Consider the following 21707-nt stretch of genomic DNA (forward strand, 5'->3'; position numbering starts at 1 on the left):
GTGTGAATCAATTTCACCTCTTTCATCCCGTGGCTTGACCACGGGATCCAGTTAAAAATACTAAAATTATTAGTATTTTTTATTGTTTTTTGGACCCCGTGGTTAAGCCACGGGATGACACAGTGGGTTTTACCGGTCCACGCAATGATCAAAAAATTATTTACAAATTAATATGATCATAATACCGATATTAAGCATTTTTGGGTTTTCATCTTTTTTTGCCAAATATTTCAAAACAAGATTGACTTTCGCTATTCCCGTAATAATCAGCATATTAGTACCAATTTTATATTGTTTTGCTATGTTAAAGCTATTACCGGCTGCAACATATATATATTATTTCATCGGTATATTTTTAGCTTTCATGTCATTCTTGCATTTCATAGGCGTTGTTGTAGGGGGTGGCTCCGCTCCTGTCATCCCGCGACTTGATCGCGGGATCCAGTCAAAAATGTTTAGTATTTTTAAGTTATATTTTTGGATACCGTGGTCAAGCCACGGTATGACACCGCACGCATTTCTTGATCTACGCAATAATACCTCCTTCATGTCATTTCTGTGGAAGCAGGAATCTAGAAAGAATATAATTGAAATCATTGTATTTACTTTATTGATTCTTTTGTTTTTTCTTTATACCAGAGATACATCGCTGCATGCTTATGATGATTTCTCACATTGGGGAATATTTACTAAAGAATTGTTATATTTCGGTGTTTTTGAAAATCAGTCTTCGTTAACTTCCATTATTACTACTCATGCCCATTATCCAAGAGGAGCTGCTGTTTATCATTATTTTATGCTGCTACTTTCAGGTTATTCGGACGGTAACGTATTATTTGCTCATTTCTTATTACATTTAGCATTTCTAGCTCCTTTAGCCGCAAATAAGAAATTGTGGCAAACCGGAATGTTGTTTTCACTTTTACTTTGCGGCGTAGTATTATATACGACCGGAATTCGTTCAATATATAACGATAGTACTATTGGCTTAATGTTCGGAGCTATTTTTGCAATTTATATCCTTGCGGAAGACAAGAAAAAAGCATTATTGCTTATTTTACCTATTACGATATTACTTGCCTCTTTCCGAGAAATTGGAACATGGCTTGCTAGTTTTGCTTCGATAATTCTTATAGCTCATTATACAATTTTTTATAAAAAGCCTAAAAGATCAAGTGATTATATTGCGTATCTGATTTTACTTACTTTACCTATTTTGTGTAATTTTATTTGGATGAGTTATTTTAAAAACACCCATGATTTTTTTGACAGATGCGAACATAGTTTTAGCAATTTAGTATATATTGCTGAAAATTTTAATGAACAGCATAGATCATTATTACTAAATTACGGTAAATTTCTCTTGTTATTCTTATTAAAAGAAGGAAGTTTAGTTGTATATACTATTTGTATAGCTGCATGGTACGGAATTCGTAAATATAAACCGGATTTGCTGAAAGAATATAAATTTTTCCTGATAAGTACGTTTGCGTGTTTTATAATTTTTGCTTTGTGGCGGTTATATTTATATTTCTTTAACTTTAGTTATGAAGAGGCAATTAGAGGGGCATCGTTACTTAGATATCTTGGATGTTATGTTATAGCTATCGGAATGATTGCAGCTTCGTATGTTAAAAATAGTATTTTCTTACACAAGCAAAGTAATAAAGAGTTATTTATATTCCTTCTGCTGCTTGCTGTTTCTACGTTTTCCGTAGTAAAAAATATACTAAGAATCAAACACTTAAACTTAGAACAAAAGAATTTTATCCAGCAAACAACAGAAGTTAAAAAGCTATTAGAGCAAGGCAATAAAATTGAATTTAACTTTAACGGTAAGAAAGATAATTTACAATGTTATATATTAAATTATAATCTAGTACCGTATTTAGGTAAGAAATCCTTACAAGAATGCATAAAAGCTCCTAAAGAAGCGATTATAGAAACAAAGGAAGAAGCGGTATACGCTCCTTTTAAATAGCGTTGAGGATTTGTTGCACAGCTCCTATGTCATTCCTGTGTGGCCTTGTTGTGTAGATATTACCCCATCATTGCGAGCAGTTGTAGTACTTGCGTGGCAATCTCATAAAATGATAACAGACTTCTGAGATTGCTTCATCAATTATGTATATATGCTATGCAATTTCCGTAGCTCAGACGGGAAAGCTGATTCACGCAACAACATCACGCAAGAATAACATAAAACCAATATAGATTTTAACAATAAATATAATTTAGCTGCCGCTTACCGAATAATGGCGTATTTATCGCTGGATGATCATACTTATATGCATTTATCCGCAAGACCTAAAAATGCCGATTTTTACTATATTTATCCTTTTGGACTAAGATTTGAAGAAGTAACTACAGAGAATCTTTTAAAAGTTAGTTTAGACGGACAAATTTTAGAAGGAGAAGAATAGCAATATAATAAAACCGGTTACTTTATTCATGGTAGTATTTATAAAACACGCCCTGATATTTCTGCCATTTTTCATTAATCATACTCCTGCAACTATTGCCGTTTCTGCTTTAAAATGCGGGCTTTTACCGATCAGTCAATGGGTATTACATTTTTACGACAGAATATCATATCATAATTATAATGCTCTAGTACTAGATGCCGACAAACAGAGTAGTAGACTTGTTACTGACCTTAAACAGAATTATGTGATGTTACTTCGTAATCACGGTGCTATTACCTGCGGCAAAACTATGCATGAAGCTATGTTTTATACTTACCATTTAGAACAAGTTTGTAAAACGCAATGCCTACTAAATTCTACAAAAGAATAAGAACTTATAATCCCTTCCGTAGAAATATGTAAGCAGACAGTAAAAGACTTATTATCGTTTGAAGAAGATTTAGGCAAACGTGACTGGGTAGCTTGGCTACGACTTGTGAAGATGTGATCACAATACTACGACCCCAGCGGCTTTACTTGCTTGTTTTAAGGATTTATCAAGTGTGGCTATTGGTAACCCACAGCGTAATGCTAGCTCTAAATAGCTAGCATCATAAAGTGTTAATCCATATTGTACGGCTAAATCCATTGTCTCAAACCATATATGTTCCAATGTTATTTGATCAATTTTGATGTAAAGATCCTTTAAAGTATAAATTGCTTGGTGACGTTGATTTGCAGTAAGACGTTTTGCACGCTCTGCACATAATAATACATTTCCAATCTCAAGCCCCCAAATAGCAGGGACAATTGCTTCTTCTGTTATGGTTTTATCTAGTATATCCAAGCTTGCTACTTCATCAGGCATAAGCCATGATAAAGCAATTGAAGAATCTAAAACAAAAGAGACCATTTTTTACTTCTTACCCTCATTTTTGTAATTTAGCCATACTTCTAAATCCGATGGTTGTAAATTAATTTCTTTTGCAAGTTTTCGAAGTCTAAGAGCTGCAATCTTTGTTATTTCAATATTATTATGAGAATCAATAGGAACAATTTTTGCAGCAGCTTTTCCTCTTTTAGTAATTAAAATTTCTTCACCTTTACTAGCTCGGTCTAATAATTTAGAAAAATGGGTTTTAGCATCAAAGGCTGTAATTGTGTTTTTCATACAATTAACTAGTTAATTAACTAGTCAGTTATAACATATTTTAAATTTAAATGTCAAAAACTTTAATAGAAATCTTTCCAAACGCTTATAGAGAGGAATTTAAAGGAGACACGAAAACACTTGTCACCGCAGCGTATACACTAGTACGTGAGGATACGAGTCTAGGCTTGATGTATAAATTACCTCTAGAAGCGAAGTTTGAGAAAATGTCTAATGCCTACAACCGTTACCGTGAATATGTGGAGGATGGAGTTTTATATGCTTTAGCATCTTTTTAAGTAGTGTATCACGCTTAAGTTTTGATAAATAATCTAAGAAAGTTTTGCCGTTTAAATAATCTATTTCATGCTGAATTACAGTTGCTAAAAAGCCTTCTGCTGCTAGTTCTTGCTTATTACCGTTATAATCAAGATATTTTACCTTGATTGCTTTTGATCGTGTAATAGATGCTTCAATGCCTGGAAACGATAAAGAACCCTCAATAAAAGTTTGTTTTTCTTCCGAAAAATAAGTTATGTCCGGATTAATAAAAACTATAGGCGATGATTTATTATTTTCATGTAGGTCAACTACCACTATACGCTTTAATATTCCTACCATATTAGCACCCAAGCCCACTGCCCTTTCTATATGTAAATTCTGAAGCATTTTATCGACAATAGTACGAATATTATCATCAACAATGTCTATATATTCTGCTTGTTTTTTAAAAATATCGTTTGGTGCATAAACTATTTGATAGTAAGGTTTATCTTGATTCATTAATATACTCCGATAAATGAAGAGTTATTTTTGCATTGCTAAATAAAGATAGATATCGTTATTGCGAGCGAGCATTGTTGCGTAGACCGTTTTTCCTATCATTACAAGGAAATTATAAAGTAATTGACGAAGCAATCCAGATTGCCACGCAGCCTACGGCTGCTCACAATTATGACTCAGTGTCCATGCAACAACGCCTCCTTGCAATGGTGTAGCTTTTTCAAACCATCAATATTTATTTAGCAATGCCATTATTTCATTACGATAGCTGATAATATATTCTGATTATAAGGTTCTTGCAAATAATATGAGCGTCTTTTACTTGGATATTTTAATGGATTTGTGTAAGTATCTTCAGCAATATTTTTTATATCTTTGACGCCTGCTTCTTTAAGTTTTAACTCTACAAAAGCCGGTAAATCAAACATATAATGCTTTTCTTTTATAGAGTTTATAAAAAACTGTTTATTGTTAATATCCTTACTTAAGAAAGCTTTATAATATTCATCATCAACTTCATATGAACTTTGAGCTATAGCAGGGCCTATCACTGCTATTAAATTCTTTGCTCCTTTTTCTATTATTTTAGTAACTATATTACTAATAATATTATTTATACTTCCTTTCCAACCTGCATGTGCCGCTCCGATTATTTTACCGTCGCCGCTTGCAAGTAATACCGGTACACAATCTGCCGATTGTACCGCTAATACTAAATTTTTCTTAGTTGTAATGCTGCCATCTGCTTCAGGTACGGCAATTATGGACTCATCAGCATTAACAATTTGATTGCCATGTACTTGGTTTAAAATTAAAATATCTTGTGCTTTAAAATAAGTAGTAATAGATTTTTTGTTTTCAACTATTTCTGTTTCATTTATAGAGTTATTTTTTTTTATATATCTATGACTAGAATTATTGAATGTTTTATCAAAAATTTTATAATAAACTGATCCGTTTATTAATCCTTCCATGAAAATATCTCATATTAATTATAATAGTTTTATTAATACTTTATCCGGTCGTTTACAAAAAAATAAACAGCTAGAAAAAATAATAGCACAATTTCATCAAGACTATAACCTAATCCCTATTATCGGCGTAGAAATAGAGTTTTATTTAAGTCACAATATTGATATAGCTAAATTTGAAATACTTTCAAGAAAATACTTAGCTAGATTTAAAATTGCTAAAATAAAAAAAGAAAAAGGCAATAACCAATTTGAAATAGATCTTCCCCCTTCTGTAAACTTAATACAATATATAAAAAATATATTAGATGTTAAAACTATTTTAAAAAAAATGGCACAGCAGTTAAACGGTTATATAGATTTTTCGCCTAAGCCGTTTTTGGATGATTATGGTAATAGTATGCATTTTCATATTAATTTTAATTCCGAGTTCAATGATTATTATATAATTTTAGCAGCACAAGGGCTATGTCACTATATGTTAGACACCCTACTCGCTTTTATGCCTACTACTCTAGATTATTCACGGATAAATAAAAAATTTATGGCTCCTACGCATATATCGTACGGTGGAAATAATAGAAGCGTAGCCGTACGAACTCCAAATGCTTTTCCCAAACGTTTAGAACATCGCTTATCTTCCCCCGAAACCGATCCATATATAGCAATTTTTACTATTTTAAAGTCAATATTGTTGGCTTTAAAATCTCCAAGTTCGCTCCAAACAATAGAAAAAATTTACGGGAATGCTTTCGATCCACAATATAATTTAACTCCATTACCAACATCATCTCAGGAGAGCTTTATGTTATTTAAACCGGATTTTTTTAAATAATTTGTATTTTGTTCACAAAACCTAAAAACTAAACAATAATTGTTTTTTACAACTAAAATAAAGATTGATATAAAATATTAAATATAAAACTGCTGAAAATTGTTTCAATTAATTATTTTATTTTTGTAAAACTAAATACTGATGAAGTGCTTTAAGCTGCACTTCACTCTATATTTTCATAATTTTTCATTAGATAATTAAATTCCGCACCATAGATAAATATCATATTTATAATATAGAAGAATATTAATGTAACTATTATACTACCAAGTGAACCATACATTAGATTTAATTGATTATAGTAGACTATATAAGTTGAAAGCAAATAGCCGCTTATTATCCATAATATCACAGTTAATAAAGCCCCTGGAAATACATCAATAAAATTTAGTTTTACATTAGGTAATATATAATACAAAGATGAGGCACCTAAAAATAATAAAATTAAAATTAAAGAATATCTTATAAAATTTAAAATGATCTTATATTTTTCAATGGTCTCTAATATTATCGGAATTTTTGTAAATAATATTGGAATCACCACTAAAAGAAACATAGTAAAGGTAATCAAGGCACTAATTATAAGAAACTGTATAATACTAAGTAATCTTCTTCTTATATAAGGGGGTGGAGATTTTATTTGATATACACGATTTAAAATAGTCCTTAAACATTCTACAAAAGAAGAAGCAGTCCAAATACTGCCTACTATGGCAAGATTCATTAAACTTTGAGGAGGAGCACTTAGTAATTCGCGTATTCTTTTTTCTATTGATTCCGTTGCTTGTTCCGGAAGACTCTCTAGAAAAATTTGTATAAAATTTTGACCAAGTTCTGAAGCTCCTAAAAAGCTTGTTAAAGCTAATAAGAATACTAGGAAAGGGAAAATAGATAAAAGTATCATGAATGACATATATCCCGAATGTTCAACGCCATCATCTTCTATTGTTCTAAATAAGGCTACGTAAAGACAATTAAAAATTTTTCTCATTATAAAAGCTAAGTTGTTATTATTAATTTTATATTTAATCTTAAATAAGTTCGCTGTAAATAATTAATTTACAATTAAAATGAAACTATACTTTATCCTTGATTTGAAATATTAATATAGAAATGAAATTTTTCCTTGCATTCATTTTATATTTTTCTATAATACACCAAAATTTTATTTTTTATAAATTGTTAATTTATGCTTCAGTAAATAAGTTTTTAAAACATAAGGTATTCATATTTTAAAAATAATTTTAAAGTTCTTATGATATTTTTATTTGATAAGGAATAATTTTATTCTTTAATAATTATTTACCAAATGATTACAAAAAACTTAAAAAATGTTATTTTATAGTTGCTTGTAATATTAATTTATGGTACTATTTCTACTTACACTTGGATAAGTTTAATGGTATTAAATTATTAATAACCACATGTTTTATAATAATATAGGATAATATCATTTTTGTTCAAAGAAAATTTTTAAATATAGATATAATTAGTAACCAAGGAGAGGATAATGGGTAGAAAAAACGATATTATACAAAAAATCGATAGTTTTATCGGCAAGAAAATTTATTCTTTAAGACTCGCTAAGGGGTTGTCTCGTCAACAACTGGCTGAAGTAATTGATGTTACGCATCAACAATTACAAAAATACGAAAAAGCAATTAATAGAATTTCTGTAGGAAGGCTAGTACTAATCGCAGAAGCTTTAGATAGAAATATTGATTATTTCTTTGAAGGTTTAGAAGAAGCTAATAAACCGCAGCCAGTACATACTCAACATCAACGTATGTGCATTGAAGTTTCAAGAAATTTTATGAAAATTAATAGCACGGAAGAACAACAAGCCATTAATAATTTAGTAAAATGTTTAGCTGGAAAGAAAAACTAATGCATAAAGGCAAGCTACCATCCTGATTATGTTGTGATATCATTTATGTCATCCCCGCAGAAGCGGGAATAACATTGCTTGCCTTGATAATATACAGAATACAAATCTTGATCAGCGTTGTGGAGGGGGCGACTCTCTTTTAATAGGTGTTGATTTATTTAAATTTTCCGACTGAATGCTATCTCTTGCATTCATTAATGCCCCCATAATTTTTATATTCTCTTTGATATTAACTCTATCTCTTCCTACTACCATTTTAGCTTTTTCAATATCCGGCTTATCTTTACTTATAGGTTTTAATTTAGACTTTCCTGATACTACCCTTACATCTTCCGTTTTAACACTAGGGTTTTCAATTGCTTCTGCTCGTTTTTGTTCTTGTAATAACTTATCTATAGTTTGTAAACGTATCTCTTTAGATAAAGTTTTATCATCAATTAAATTAGCTTTAATGAAACTTTGCTGTTCTTCAGTAGAAGATTTAGTACCAAATGCCTTTACCAGCTCATCTACTTTTTTTATTGATTCCTCTTTTTTTTCTTCAAGAGTTTTAAGGTTACCATTTGGAGAAAGTATAGCACGAAAATTATTGACTTTCTCAACTGCAAGCTTAGAGATATTATTTAATATACTAGAAGTTTCTTGTACAATTCTTTCTTCTGCCGACACTACCGGTTCTTTAGATTTTTCTAATGCTTCTATAACAGGATTAACAGCGTTAATTACTTCCCGAGCTTTATTATATATATCATCGTGAGGCTTGTGTTCTTCTATATTCTGTCCTTTTAACCCTTCAGTTAAATTTTGAGTTTCTCTATCTAAAGCTGCCTCACTCGCTGCATCTTTAGCTTTTTTAAGTGCCTCTTTCTCAGAGTCATTAATATTACTATTATCGATCCCGCTAGAAACTGCCTTAGTTATTTCAGGACCTCCTTTGCCTTCATAAATACCGTCTACTAACCCTTTAGTCATTAGCTCTCTATCAGGTAAATTGGTCTGACTTTCTGCAATACCTTTTTCCGCTGATGCCATAATAAGTGCTTTATTAGGTAAGGATAAAGAGGTATCACTATGAGTAGCTATAGTCTCGCCTACCCCTTTAACAATCGCTGCTTTGTCATGAGCTTCAAGCGAGCTTCCTGCAACTGTGTTAGTAATTTCTTGAATTATTTCGCCTTTGACTTCTGCTGTAGCCGGACCATCTAAAACATTAGACGTAATGGCTTGTATGTTTGTTGTTTTTAATTCAGTATTACTTAGAGGATCAAACAAAATATCATTTACTTTTTTTATTGTATCTTTTTTAGTTTGTTCCGCCGTAATCTTATCTAAATTCTGCTGCATCAATTGTTGTTGTGCCGGACTAAGAACTTGGGCTTCTACACCTTTCTTTAATACAGAACCTAATAATTTTTGTTTTTCCGCATTACTTAATTCAGAGACATTAACCTTATCACCTACTGCTATAAGCATTGTCCCTTTATCTTCAGTAGAAAGGTGACTTTTTATTACAGCATCCGTAATACCGTCAATTGCTGCAGCTCTACTTGCATCATCTTTAAGACTTAAACCGACATCTACTGCCTTTTCTAACATCTGCTGTTTTTGCTTCGGCTCAAGATTCTCTGAATTTAAAGCGATAGCTACTGTAGCTTCAAGCATTTTTGATTTTTCTAGGTCTGGGGTATTCTGATCATTTTTTATGGTTTCTAATACTGCATTGACTCCAGCTACTTTTGCATCCGGTGTGAGGTTTTTATTATTGACCGTATTTTCAGCTAAAGCAATGATATTAGCCTGCTTTTCAGCAATATCACTTTTCTCATTATTAAGAATTGCCGTGGCTGCTTCTTTAATTAAATCAATTTGTTTATTGCTATCAATTTCTTTTGTTAAACCTGCATTTACATAATTTAATAAATCTTGCATGCTGCCTGATAAAGCCGTAGCTGCATTAAGAAGGTTTGGATTTACTTGTTGCGACTGTGGCATTTGTGAAGTCTCAGGTTGCAGTGGTTGGTTAGTAGGAGTAATTGGCGGTACTTGTTGTTTATACTGAGGTGGTTCAACCGATGAACTTGTTGTTTGCTGTGGAGTTATTAGCGGTTGTTCCTTACTTTGTCCTTGTTCTATTATAATATCTTCAGCTTGCGATAAATCAACGCTCTGCCCTTGGTTTAGTTCTACCTCCTTCATCATTTCTTTATATTTACCGCGTGTTACCGCAAGTGTATAAATTTCTCCACCATGCTCTATATAAGCTATTGCGTCATCTCCGGTTCCGGCAAATTTTAAAGGTTTTGGTGAGCTTATTTCTTTAAGTTGAGGTTTACCGTTTGGTCCTTCTTCGTAGTGGGCAGTGAAATATACGGCTTTATCTTTGGAGGGCTTTGTGCCATCAGCTTTTAATGCTACCATCGATAAATGCATTGACCCATCGGCTTTATCAAGTTTTATAGGAAAATCTATTTCCCTATATGAGCTGATCTGAACCTGAGTACCGTCTTGTTTAGCTAAAGTAAAAGGCTTAGTTTTAACAGTTGTTTCATTTAAGGTACAGAGTTCATCACCTGCATCATTTTTAACTACTGTTGCTCTAAGATCGCTTGCACTTACGTGATTTCCCCACTGTACCGGTTTAAATCCACCAGGGTATCCACTAGCGGCACTAAATGTATTATGAACATTTTTATAGCCGGCTATTTCTATTGATTCTAATTTCTTTTTAAGCTCAGGATTTTCTAAAGCCTTATCAATAAATTCTCTATTAGCCGGATTACCTAAAAAAGTACTTAATGTTTTATCTTTTTCTTTTTCTTCTTCTATTTCTTTTCTTTTTTGTTCAGCTAAATCACGGTCTGTAAGGGCTGCCAGGTCTTTTAATATTTGTTCTATTAAATTATCTTTTTGCGGTTGTATAATTGTTTCTCTTACAGCCTTGGTTATTGGGTCTGATGTCTGACTGTCAGGAGAGATATTGCCCGATAAAGCACTAATTGAAGGGGTAGATTGAGCAGAAGATGCAGAAGTAACGATAAAACCATCGTCAGCTTCTAGTTCTGGGGTTGTAGTTTGAGATAAAAATTCTTTTTGCTCTTGTTCTAATGTTTGCTTTTGTTCTTCTGTATATTCCTTATTTGCTAAAGGATCAAATTCACTTGTATCTAGGTTACCGTCTTTACTCATAAAACCTCTCATTTAACCAAAAATTAATTAGCATAAACTGTAAGTGATGCGTAGTCAAGCCGATGTTGTTACATTGATTTTTACCCTCTATGTCATTCCCGCGAAAGCGGGAATCCAGTCACTAAAAAGTCTAAGCACACTAGATTTTTAAATTAAAAGCTCGATTTATTTCGCTTTTTTCTGGATTCCCGCTTTCGCGGGAATGACATAACATATCCTTTTTTCACAGTTTGTGTTATACTGTCAAAGATAGTATATAGAGATTTTAGTAATATCAAGAAAAAACTAATATTATTGAGAAAATTTAATAGAATTTTTATATTCTTTATTGAGTGCTTTAGTTGCCCAAAGCCAGGTTAAGCAAGTAATTATAAATATAATCATTAAACAGATGGAAATAGATTGATAACTAGCGGAAGGTAATATTATAAATACCAATGATTGTAAAAATGCACTACCAGATTTACCGAGTTTTGTACCTATCACGTCAGCAGCAGCTTTGCCTTTTATTTTTATTTCCGGATCTAAAGGAACATAGGCCATTTCTTTTGTTGAATCAAATAAGGTATATTTGCTTGATTTACTAAGCACATTTTGAATAGCACCTATTGTTATAGCAATTAAAGCAGGATCGGTTAGAATAAAATTTGCTATTATTAAGCCGGCAAATCTTTCAAAATTATTAACGGAAAAAAATAATATACCGGTAATAAAAACTATTAAAGGAGTGATAACAGCCGCCGTAAACCAGCCAAGTCTTCTAACTATATTTGAACCAAGTACGACAAATAAAATAGTAAATACTCCGGTATAGCTCAAATAACTTCCTATAAAAGCTGCATATTCGGTTGGAGTTTTATAAATTTTAGTAGCTGCTGCTTTCCAAGGACCTTCTACTAAATTAATGGCAATGCCATAGCAGATAAGCAAAGTTGCAATTAATCTAATATGTCTTGACGATAGAAGCATCTGAAAACTTTCGGCAATAGTCATAGATTTTTTCTTTGCTTTAAACCTGAGTAACGCCATATGCTCTTTGTCTAGTACTTTATGATTAAGCAACCAAAAAGTTTTAATAGCTATTATTCCTAAAATTAATACTATAGTTAGTATAATTTGTATAGAAAGTGTATGAAAAGACGATTGCAATGCAAATTTATTAGTTACGTAATCATTAATATTACTTAGATTTTCTAAAAACTGCCCTGCTAAATAAATACCTGTTTGACTAAGTAAACCGAATAACGGATAAAATCTTTTAGATTCTTCTACTGTAGTAATATTATTAACAAACTGCCAAAAAAGTAATGCGAACACTACGTTTGGCCATAATTCGGCTATTATATAAAATAACGAAAAACTCCATTTTGATAAAAGCAATATAAACCATTTTAAATTAGGTAAACTTGCCGTTAAATTTTGAACGGTTATAGGACTGAAATGCAGCATTTCATGATTTGGAAAAATAACGTAAGCAAAAAGAGCAAAGAATGTTAAAAATATTGATATAATAAGATAAAATATATTTTCTGCTTTCATCTTATTAACAAGCTTTACATATATAGCAGTCATTAAAAAAGCTGACGGCATCACTCCCCAAAACTTCAAAAACGAGATAATCTCGGCACCGATCATAGTAGTAACAATACTATCTTTTAAAGCTCTGATTAGATTTTGGATAAATAAAATACAGAACATTAATAAAGTGATGAATAAAAATTTAGAAACTTCGTGGCGTTTTATAGGCCAGATATAATCGGTAAGTTTGGAAAAACAGTTATTGATTTTAGAGGAAGAATTTTCTATATTACTGGGGTTAATCGTCATTATTTGGTCTAACCTATCTTGCTATTGGCTAGAGTTATATATTAAAGATTTTCTAAATTTAAGTCAAGTTAAAATCAAATTAAAATGAGTAATTGTTGGTTAAATATTTATAAACCAAGAGGTATAAGTTCTGCTCAACTTGTTAGCATAGTAAAAAAAATACTCGGTAAAACCAAGATAGGACATGCCGGTACTTTAGACGTAGAAGCGGAAGGAATATTACCGCTTGCCGTAGGTGAAGCTACAAAGCTAATACATCTGCTAATTGATGCTAGAAAAACCTATATTTTTACCGTAAAATTCGGAACGCAAACCAATAGCGGCGATTATGCCGGTAAAGTAATAGCAACAAAAGATTGTATCCCTTCTCAAGAAGAAGCTTATGCCGTATGTTCTAAATTTATCGGTAACGTAACACAAATACCGCCGGCTTTTTCAGCTCTTAAAGTTAACGGTGTAAGAGCTTATAAATTGGCTAGAGAGGGAAAAAAAGTAGAATTAAAGCCACGAAATATAACTATTTATGATCTAAAATGTTTAAATTTTGATGAGAAAAATGCTACCGCTATATACTATACGGAATGCTCAAAAGGTACTTATATAAGGACTTTAGCAGAAGATTTGGCATTGTCCTTGCAAAGTTTAGGATTTGTGATAGAATTACGCCGTACTCAGGTTGGAATATTTAAAGAAGAAAATGCTATCCGAATTAAATCGCCTGACGAAATTACCAAAAATTCCCTAGAGGAAAAAAGTATAAAGATAGAAGCAATACTGGACGACATCCTGGTTCTTGATGCAACTGACAGCCAAGCACAGCAAATTAAATATGGACAGAAATGTTTATTTAATTATGAAAAAGACTTTAGACATCTTGCCAAATTTGCTTATAGAGAGGAATTTAAAGGAAACACGGAACGCAGCACCACAGCGTACACTTTAGTACGTGAGGATGCGAGTACCGGATTGACGTACAAATTACCTCTAGAAGTAGAGTTTGGTAAGATGTCTGTTGATCTTTTATGGGTTCGCTATAAAGGCACTTTGCTTGCAATAGGTAGCTTAAACAAGAGTTGCTTTACTTCTTTACGAGTATTTAATTTAACACAAGACTTCTTTTAAAACTGGAAGTCTATATATTTAAGGAGAAATTATCGATGTCGATTACTACAGAACGTAAACAACAATTAATTAAAGAATATGCTATAACGGAAAATGATACCGGTTCAAGTGCAGTGCAATGTGCTATCTTAACTGAAAGAATCAATAATTTAACCGAGCATTTTAAATCTAACCATAAAGATCATACTTCAAGACGCGGATTATTAATTTTAGTCGGGCGCCGCCGCAGATTACTTAACTATATTAAAAAGAATAATGTTAGCAAATATTTAGATTTAATAAGTAAGCTAGGAATTAGAAAGATTAAGTAGTTGGATAATCGTCATTGCGAGCAGTCGTAGGCTGCGTGGCAATCTCGTCAAATATCCTGAGATTGCTTCGTCGAATTACTTAGTAATTTTCCTCGCAATGACGTGGTAGAATACAATAAAATATAAATTATGAAATGAGATAAATAGATGTTTAACGAAATAACTAAGAGTGTTACATGGAACGGACAAGTTCTTGAGCTTAGTACAGGTAAAATAGCAAGACAAGCTGACGGGGCAGTTACGGTAAAAATGGGTAATTCCGTTTTATTATGTACGGCAGTAGTAGCTAACAAAGCAAAAGAGGACATAGGTTTTTTTCCTTTAACAATTAATTATAGAGAAATGGCATATGCTGCCGGTAAGATACCAGGGGGATTTTTTAAACATGAGGGAAAAGCATCAGATAGAGAAGTTTTAGTATCTCGTTTAATAGATAGACCGATTAGACCATTATTTCATCCGGCTTTTATGAATGAAACGCATGTAACTTGCAGTGTTCTTTCATATGATCCTGAAGCTCCGGTAGATATACTTGCAATTATCGGTGCATCGGCTGCACTTAGCCTATCCCCTGCTCCTTATCTAGAAATAGTTGCGGCAAGTAAAGTAGGTTTAATCAATGGTGAATTTGTTTTAAATCCGACACTTGCATTATTAAAAACAAGTCAGCTTGATTTAGTAGTTGCAGGAACATCAGATTCAGTAATGATGGTTGAATCGGAAGCTCATTTACTTTCTGAAGAACAAATGTTAGAAGCCGTAAAATTTGGATTTGAAAGCTTTCAGCCGGTAATAAAGATAATTAAAGAACTAGCAGAAGAAGCTAAAAAACCAAAACTTGAAATGCAAGCTTTATATCCTGTTTCATTAAAGAAAGAAATTGAGAAGTTATTTGTAAAAGAAATTGAACAAGCTTTTGCAATTAAATCTAAACAAGAACGTAGCACTAATTTAGATTTAATACTTGAAAAAGTTCTTACACACTTTGTAAGCAACATAGAAAATAAAAAATATAGTAATTATCAAATCGAATCAGCTTTAAAAGCTATTGAATCAGATATATTACGTAACGAGATTTTAGAAAAAAATAGACGTATCGATGGAAGAAGTACCACGGATATAAGACAAATTGCTTGCGAAATAGGTTTACTACCTTCCGCACATGGTTCAGCTTTATTTACTAGAGGTGAAACGCAAAGCTTAGTTAGTACTACATTCGGTACTAGTTTAGATGAGCAGATAGTTGACAGTTTAGAGGGTGAGTATAAAGAGCGTTTTATGCTCAATTATATCTTTCCGCCCTACTCTGTAAATGAAGCAATGCCGATGAAAGCACCTAGTCGTCGTGAAGTCGGACACGGTAAACTTGCATGGCGTGCTATTAATCCAATATTACCTAATAAAGTACAATTTCCTTATTCTATTAGAGTAGTTGCTGAAACTACGGAGTCTAACGGTTCTTCTTCAATGGCAACTGTTTGCGGTAGTTCTCTTGCTTTAATGTATGCCGGCGTACCGATAAAAGCACCGGTTGCAGGTATTGCTATGGGACTTGTTAAGGAAGGTAAAAAATTTGCCGTATTATCGGATATTCTCGGCGATGAAGATTATTTCGGTGATATGGACTTTAAGGTTGCAGGAACTAGCGAAGGGATTACTGCATTACAAATGGATATCAAAATATCTGGAGTAGATTTTAAAATAATGAAAGTAGCTTTAGAGCAAGCACGACTCGGTCGTTTGCATGTACTGGAGCAAATGAATAAAGTGATCAGTAAACCAAATAACGAACTAAGTAAAAATGCTCCTTCTACTACTACTATAAAAATAGATAAGGATAAAATTAGAGATATTATAGGACCGGGCGGTAAAGTAATAAAGGAAATTTGTGAAACTAGCGGTGCTAAAATAGATATAAGCGATGACGGTACGGTGTCTGTTTATGCTTCAGATAGAGATAAGCTAAAAGTTGCCTTAGATAAAATTAAAGCTATTGCCGTTGAACCTGAAATCGGTGAAATATTTAACGGTACGGTAATAAAAGTCTTAGATTCCGGTGCTTTTATTAATTATTTAGGTAATAAAGACGGCTTTGTTCATATTAGTGAAGTGTCAGAAGAAAGAATAGAAACGGTTAGCAGTGTTTTAAAACAAGGCGATATAGTAAAAGTTAAGCTAATAGGCTTTGATAATAAAGGCAAAGCAAAATTAACTATTAAAAATGCCGATAAAGATAAATCTTCAAATAATACAAAGCCAAAAACTAATGTTAATAATACTAAGGACAATTCAGAACCTGAGCAGCGACGTGATTCTAGTAAAAAACGAGCTTGGAATAAAGATAATAATGCTGAAACTGCTGAAGTAATTACAGAACGTAAGTATTTTAATTGATATGAAGCTTAATCGTCATTGCGAGGAAATTACGAAGTAATTGACGAAGCAATCTCAGGAGTTTGTTATTATTTCATGAGATTGCCGTGCAGCCTACGGCTGCTCGTAATGACGGTTCGGGTATCCACAAAAATAGCTCATAATACTAATAATTTGCTGGATACCGTGGACAAGCCACGGTATGACAATGAGTAAATAAATGACCAACACAAATAATTACCGAATCATCGCAAAGAGGGTTATTTCTAGTGAAGCAAGTGCTTTAGAAAAATTATCCGAAAATATCCCTGAAGACTTTAACAGAATTATAGAATTTTTACTATCTTTCAAAGGACGGATAATCCTAACCGGCATAGGCAAAAGCGGTTATATTGCAAGAAAAATAGCTGCTAGCTTTTCTTCAACCGGTATGCCTGCTTTTTATTTACATCCAGCAGAAGCAAGTCACGGCGATTTAGGTATGGTGACGAGAAATGATCTAGTAATTATGTTATCTAATTCCGGCGAAACTAAAGAACTATTTAATATAATTGAATATTGCAAGAACTCTTCCATAAAAATTGCTGCAATGACAATGAATAAAAATTCTACTTTAGCTAAAAGAAGCGATTTTTTATTAATAGTACCTGAATACCCGGAAGCTTCTGTAATTGGAGCTCCTACTATATCATCTTTAATCATGCTATCACTCGGTGATGCTTTAATGACTGTTATACATGAAAAACGAGGCTTTACTAAAGATGATTTTAAAATTTATCATCCGGGAGGTACAATCGGCGCTAATTTAACAAAAATTAAAAACCTAATGCGTAGCGGTGATGAAATACCTTTAGTATATGAAGATACTTCCTTTGCCGAAACTATAATTATTATGAATAAAAAACGTTTAGGTTGTACACTTGTAACAGATAAAAACCAAAATTTGGTGGGAATTATAACCGATGGGGATTTACGTCATCATATTAACGATCAAATCTACTTAAAAACAGCATCAAGCATTATGACCAAAAACCCTATTCATATCTCATCGGAAATATTTGCAAAAGAGGCTTTAAATTTAATGAAAGCCAAGAATATCACTAATATACCGATTGTTGATGATAATATTATTATAGGCATTATTCATATTCATGATTTACTACGCATAGGGGTTAGCTAAAATCTATGCCCTCTTCTTATAAACGGCGAAAAAAAATTTGGAAATCTGTATATCTTTTAATAACAGTTGGAATTTTGTATATAGGATATATATTAATTAAAAGCGGTTATATTCATGAAGAAAACGATATTAACGTTACAAAAAAAAGTTTAAAAGATAATAAAAATTTTGATTTAAAGTATAATATTATATTGAAAGATTCAATTTTTGAAGGAGTAAATAAAAATTTAAATGCGTATAAGATTAAAACTGAACGAGCTATAAAAGAGTCGAATAACAAATATAAACTAGATATAATAAATGCTATTTATAACGTAAATCAAGACCAAACTCTTATTATCAATGCGAAAGAAGGCTTTTTAGATGAAGAATCAAACATATTAGATTTAAAAAACGATGTAAAACTTTTTTTTGATGAGATCATATTTAACACTAACGATGCAAGGATTGATTTAGTAAATAAGAATATAACCGGTCATTCCCCTGCTAAGTTACTTTACAAAAACTCTTCAATTACTTCGGATAGTTTTAATACAAAAGATGAAAATAATATTATAATTTTTAAAGGCAATGTCTCTACAATCATCGATTTATCGGATTAGAAATCTTGCCAAACCAGCTTATAGAGAGGAATTTAAAGGAGACATGGAACGCAGCACCGCAGCGTACAAAGAAGTACTTGAGGATACGAGTACCGATTCGACGTCTAAATTACCTCTAGAAGCGAAGTTTGGAAAGATGTCTATTATTAAACTTGTTTTACTTCTTATAATTAATACCATAATATATGCTAATGATAAAAATATTTCAAATTTACATATCACATCTGATAGTTTAATTATTGATAGAACCAAACAAAAAGCAGCATATCTTGGAAATGTTATTGTTTACTTCGATAATGCGATACTTAGAACGAAAGAATTATATATTTTTTATAAAACAATAGATGAAAAGCAAACTATTGATCATATAGTTGTCCCTACTAAATTGACTGTAGAAAGAAAAATAAATAATGAATTATTACTTGCAGATAGTGCTAAATATTTTTGCGATAATAAACAACTTATTCTACTTGGTAATGTAATATTACAGCGTGACGATAATGTGTTAAAAACTAATAAACTAATCTACTATGTAGATATTATTAAAAAATAGAGCTATTTACCGTTGGTACGTCATTGCAAGTGATTGCAAGAAGTGTGACAATCCAGAAAATAATTTAAAAAATGCTAAAGATTAATATTTTTAACTGGATTGCTTCGTCAATTACTTACGTAATTTTTTCGCAATGACGTTGAAAATTAATCCACACAACAAAATCTTAACAAATAAAAAAGATGGACAGCTTACACGTTAAAAATATATCAAAATCCTACAAAAAAAGGAATATATTAACTGATATATCTCTGAATATAAAACAAGGAGAGATAGTTGGTTTATTCGGTCCGAATGGAGCCGGTAAAACAACTTGCTTTAACATTATTATCGGTTTAATGAAACTGGACTCAGGGCAATTACTTTTAAATGATATAAATATTACCAACTTGCCTATTTATTTACGAGCAAGGCTTGGACTCGGCTATCTTCTTCAAGAACCTTCGATATTTCGGGAATTGTCGGTTGAAGATAATATTAAGGCTGTAGTTGAGATATCTGACAATGATAAAGAAGTAATTGAACAAAAAACCCATAATTTGTTAGAGAAGTTTTCGATAGTTCATTTAAAAGATTTATCCGCTGCTAGCTTATCAGGCGGTGAAAGGCGTAGGCTTGAGATTGCACGTGCACTTGCAATAGAGCCTAAATTTATCATGCTTGATGAACCGCTTGCCGGTATTGACCCGCTTGCTATTTCCGATATCAAAAATCTAATTACTTATTTACGTAAATTTAATATAGGTATATTAATTACCGACCATAACGTACGTGATACTCTAGATATAGTCGACCGTGCTTATGTTATTTTTGAAGGTAAAGTATTATTAGAAGGAAGTGCTAAGGAAATAGCAAATAGCAAGAAAGTTAAGGAAGTGTATTTAGGTGAGAGCTTTAGTTTCTAGACTATGCAAATTCGTCATTGTGAGCGACTTGCAGGTGTTGTTGCATGGATTGTTTTATGTCATTCCCGCGTAGGCAGGGATAACATCGAGTAGGTTTTCTGAGCCATGCAACAAGGCTCTTTTGTAGGAATGACAATGTAATAATATTCAAAACAGTTTTCTATGCAAATTAACAAAGAAATTTTTAGGGCTTATGATATAAGAGGCAATAGCCTTAAAGATTTAACGGAAGAAGTAGCTTATAAAATCGGCTTTGGTTTTGCCGAGATGACTATAACGAAAGATAACGATCAAATCTGTGTCGGTTTAGACGGTCGGCTTAGCTCCCCTAACCTTTGTAAAGCTTTAGAACTAGGATTAACTAATGCAGGGGCTGAAATCATAAATATTGGCGTAGTTCCAACACCAGTTTTATATTTTGCCGATAAACACTTTACGCCCGCCGGTAGTATTATGGTCACGGGGTCACACAATCCTCGTGACGATAACGGCTTTAAAATACTACAAAACGGTAAACCTTTTTTCGGTGATCAGATACAGGAGTTATTGACTAAGATTTTGGATAACTACTCCAATACCACACCAGCATCCCCTTATGTCATTCCTGCGAAAGCAGGAATCCATAATATACAATCTAAATACCTAAAACGTATTTTAGATGGAATAAACATTAATCCAAAATTAAAAGTAGCTTGGGATTGTGGCAATGGAGCAACCGGCGATATTGTTGAAGAACTTAAAAAGCATCTCTCAAACAAGAATATAATCATACATAGTAAGATTGACGGGAATTTTCCAAGCCATCATCCTGATCCTACAAATCCTGCTAATTTGCAGGAGCTAATAAAAGTGGTTAAAGAACAAAATTGTGACCTTGGTATAGCTTTTGACGGTGACGGTGATAGAATCGGCATTATAAGCTCAAGCGGTAAAATATTATTCGGTGATCAAATTTTATGCATTTTTGCTGAGGATATTTTAAAGGAAAATCCAAATGCAACTATAATAGTTGATGTAAAAGTCAGCCAATTTATAGTCGCTAAAATAAAATCATATGGAGGACATCCTATAATATGGCGAACAGGTCATCCTTTTATTAAAAGCAAAATGCTTGAGACAAAGGCTTTACTCGCTGGCGAAATGAGCGGGCATATATTCTTTGCCGATAAATATTTTGGTTTTGACGATGCAATTTATGCAGCTCTTAGATTTTTAGATTTACTTAGTAGATCAAGTAAAACTCTAGATGAGATAATAGAGGATGTACCGAAAAGCTATAGTACACCGGAAATTAAAATTTTTGTTCCTTCAGAGTTAAAATTACAAATTATTAAAGAGATTAAAGAAAAATCATTAGAAGAGAAAATAGAGTTTAATGATATAGACGGTGTACGGGTAAATACTGCACATGGTTGGTGGCTCTTGCGTAGCTCTAATACCGAATCTATTATAGTTGCAAGGGCTGAATCAGATAGTAAGAATGGTTTAGAGGAAATAATCACTATAATTAATAAATATCTTGAAAAATACGGGTTATTAATTAATTATTAAAACATTATTGCTTTCTAAAATATTATTTTATATATTTTTCTTACATTAAATTAATATAAAGAAAA

18 protein-coding genes and 2 pseudogenes are annotated in these 21707 nt (G+C 32.1%); 13 read left to right on the top strand and 7 right to left on the bottom strand.

The window, feature by feature from the left end:
* The first annotated feature begins 172 nt into the window (after positions 1–172).
* Together C4Q30_RS02525 and C4Q30_RS02530 are read left to right on the top strand one after the other, a co-directional pair.
* Positions 173–1981, top strand: coding sequence for a hypothetical protein (locus C4Q30_RS02525; RefSeq protein ID WP_103897098.1), 1809 nt, complete (start codon positions 173–175; stop codon positions 1979–1981).
* A gap of 274 nt (positions 1982–2255) precedes the next feature.
* Positions 2256–2913: pseudogene (locus C4Q30_RS02530) on the top strand (class II aldolase/adducin family protein).
* Here the strand turns inward: C4Q30_RS02530 and C4Q30_RS02535 are convergent.
* Together C4Q30_RS02535 and C4Q30_RS02540 are read right to left on the bottom strand one after the other, a co-directional pair.
* Entirely contained in the window at positions 2914–3318 is a 405-nt protein-coding gene (locus C4Q30_RS02535; protein ID WP_103897099.1) for a type II toxin-antitoxin system VapC family toxin, read from the bottom strand.
* A gap of 3 nt (positions 3319–3321) precedes the next feature.
* Positions 3322–3576 (bottom strand): type II toxin-antitoxin system Phd/YefM family antitoxin, encoded by a 255-nt coding sequence (locus C4Q30_RS02540; RefSeq protein WP_014014355.1) that lies wholly within the window; start codon positions 3574–3576, stop codon positions 3322–3324.
* 74 nt (positions 3577–3650) lie between these two features.
* Between C4Q30_RS02540 and C4Q30_RS10660 the strand changes: the two are divergent.
* Positions 3651–3791: pseudogene (locus C4Q30_RS10660) on the top strand (palindromic element RPE1 domain-containing protein); the annotation flags it as partial.
* On the opposite strand, the gene def reads toward C4Q30_RS10660, so the two are convergent.
* The gene (gene def, locus C4Q30_RS02550) at positions 3787–4338 is read right to left on the bottom strand and encodes a peptide deformylase (protein WP_103897101.1); all 552 of its coding nucleotides are present in this window, start codon (positions 4336–4338) and stop codon (positions 3787–3789) included. The pseudogene C4Q30_RS10660 and the gene def sit on opposite strands and share 5 nt — an antisense overlap.
* 251 nt (positions 4339–4589) lie before the next feature.
* Positions 4590–5312, bottom strand: coding sequence for a peptidoglycan editing factor PgeF (gene pgeF, locus C4Q30_RS02555; RefSeq protein WP_103897102.1), 723 nt, complete (start codon positions 5310–5312; stop codon positions 4590–4592).
* Here pgeF and C4Q30_RS02560 point away from each other — a divergent pair.
* Positions 5311–6144, top strand: a complete 834-nt coding sequence (locus tag C4Q30_RS02560; RefSeq protein WP_014120820.1) for a type I glutamate--ammonia ligase — start codon at positions 5311–5313, stop codon at positions 6142–6144. The genes pgeF and C4Q30_RS02560 overlap by 2 nt on opposite strands.
* A 163-nt stretch (positions 6145–6307) precedes the next feature.
* Here C4Q30_RS02560 and C4Q30_RS02565 read toward each other — a convergent pair whose 3' ends face one another.
* Positions 6308–7135, bottom strand: coding sequence for a YihY/virulence factor BrkB family protein (locus tag C4Q30_RS02565; protein ID WP_014014351.1), 828 nt, complete (start codon positions 7133–7135; stop codon positions 6308–6310).
* Positions 7136–7654: 519 nt separating this feature from the next.
* Here C4Q30_RS02565 and C4Q30_RS02570 point away from each other — a divergent pair.
* Positions 7655–8032 (top strand): helix-turn-helix domain-containing protein, encoded by a 378-nt coding sequence (locus C4Q30_RS02570; RefSeq protein ID WP_014014350.1) that lies wholly within the window; start codon positions 7655–7657, stop codon positions 8030–8032.
* Positions 8033–8143: 111 nt separating this feature from the next.
* Here C4Q30_RS02570 and C4Q30_RS02575 read toward each other — a convergent pair whose 3' ends face one another.
* Positions 8144–11230 carry a Sca4 family spreading effector gene (locus C4Q30_RS02575; RefSeq protein WP_103897103.1) on the bottom strand — a complete coding sequence of 1029 codons (3087 nt, stop codon included), beginning with the start codon at positions 11228–11230 and terminating at the stop codon, positions 8144–8146.
* Positions 11231–11509: 279 nt separating this feature from the next.
* A complete protein-coding gene (gene tlc4, locus C4Q30_RS02580) occupies positions 11510–13045 on the bottom strand; it encodes an NTP/NDP exchange transporter Tlc4 (RefSeq protein WP_014120818.1) in 1536 nt (511 codons plus the stop codon).
* An 84-nt stretch (positions 13046–13129) separates the two neighbouring features.
* On the opposite strand from tlc4, the gene truB reads away from it, so the two are divergent.
* From truB to C4Q30_RS02620, 8 genes are all read left to right on the top strand, one after another.
* Positions 13130–14167 (top strand): tRNA pseudouridine(55) synthase TruB, encoded by a 1038-nt coding sequence (gene truB / locus C4Q30_RS02585; protein ID WP_103897104.1) that lies wholly within the window; start codon positions 13130–13132, stop codon positions 14165–14167.
* Positions 14168–14202: 35 nt separating this feature from the next.
* Complete coding sequence (rpsO, locus tag C4Q30_RS02590; protein WP_004995678.1) at positions 14203–14478, top strand: 30S ribosomal protein S15; 276 nt, start codon at positions 14203–14205, stop codon at positions 14476–14478.
* Positions 14479–14625: 147 nt separating this feature from the next.
* On the top strand, positions 14626–16872 hold the full coding sequence (gene pnp / locus C4Q30_RS02595) for a polyribonucleotide nucleotidyltransferase (protein WP_103897105.1): 2247 nt from the start codon (positions 14626–14628) through the stop codon (positions 16870–16872).
* Between the two features lie 199 nt (positions 16873–17071).
* Positions 17072–18031, top strand: a complete 960-nt coding sequence (locus C4Q30_RS02600; protein ID WP_103897106.1) for a KpsF/GutQ family sugar-phosphate isomerase — start codon at positions 17072–17074, stop codon at positions 18029–18031.
* Between the two features lie 5 nt (positions 18032–18036).
* Positions 18037–18633, top strand: coding sequence for an LPS export ABC transporter periplasmic protein LptC (gene lptC / locus C4Q30_RS02605; RefSeq protein WP_103897107.1), 597 nt, complete (start codon positions 18037–18039; stop codon positions 18631–18633).
* 136 nt (positions 18634–18769) lie between these two features.
* Complete coding sequence (locus C4Q30_RS02610; protein WP_410525779.1) at positions 18770–19186, top strand: LptA/OstA family protein; 417 nt, start codon at positions 18770–18772, stop codon at positions 19184–19186.
* Between the two features lie 182 nt (positions 19187–19368).
* Entirely contained in the window at positions 19369–20091 is a 723-nt protein-coding gene (lptB, locus tag C4Q30_RS02615; protein ID WP_103897109.1) for an LPS export ABC transporter ATP-binding protein, read from the top strand.
* A gap of 162 nt (positions 20092–20253) precedes the next feature.
* The gene (locus C4Q30_RS02620; protein ID WP_103897110.1) at positions 20254–21642 is read left to right on the top strand and encodes a phosphomannomutase/phosphoglucomutase; all 1389 of its coding nucleotides are present in this window, start codon (positions 20254–20256) and stop codon (positions 21640–21642) included.
* Positions 21643–21707: the final 65 nt, after the last annotated feature.

Origin of the sequence: Rickettsia fournieri, assembly GCF_900243065.1 — a bacterium.
Classification (GTDB): Bacteria; Pseudomonadota; Alphaproteobacteria; order Rickettsiales; family Rickettsiaceae; genus Rickettsia; species Rickettsia rickettsii.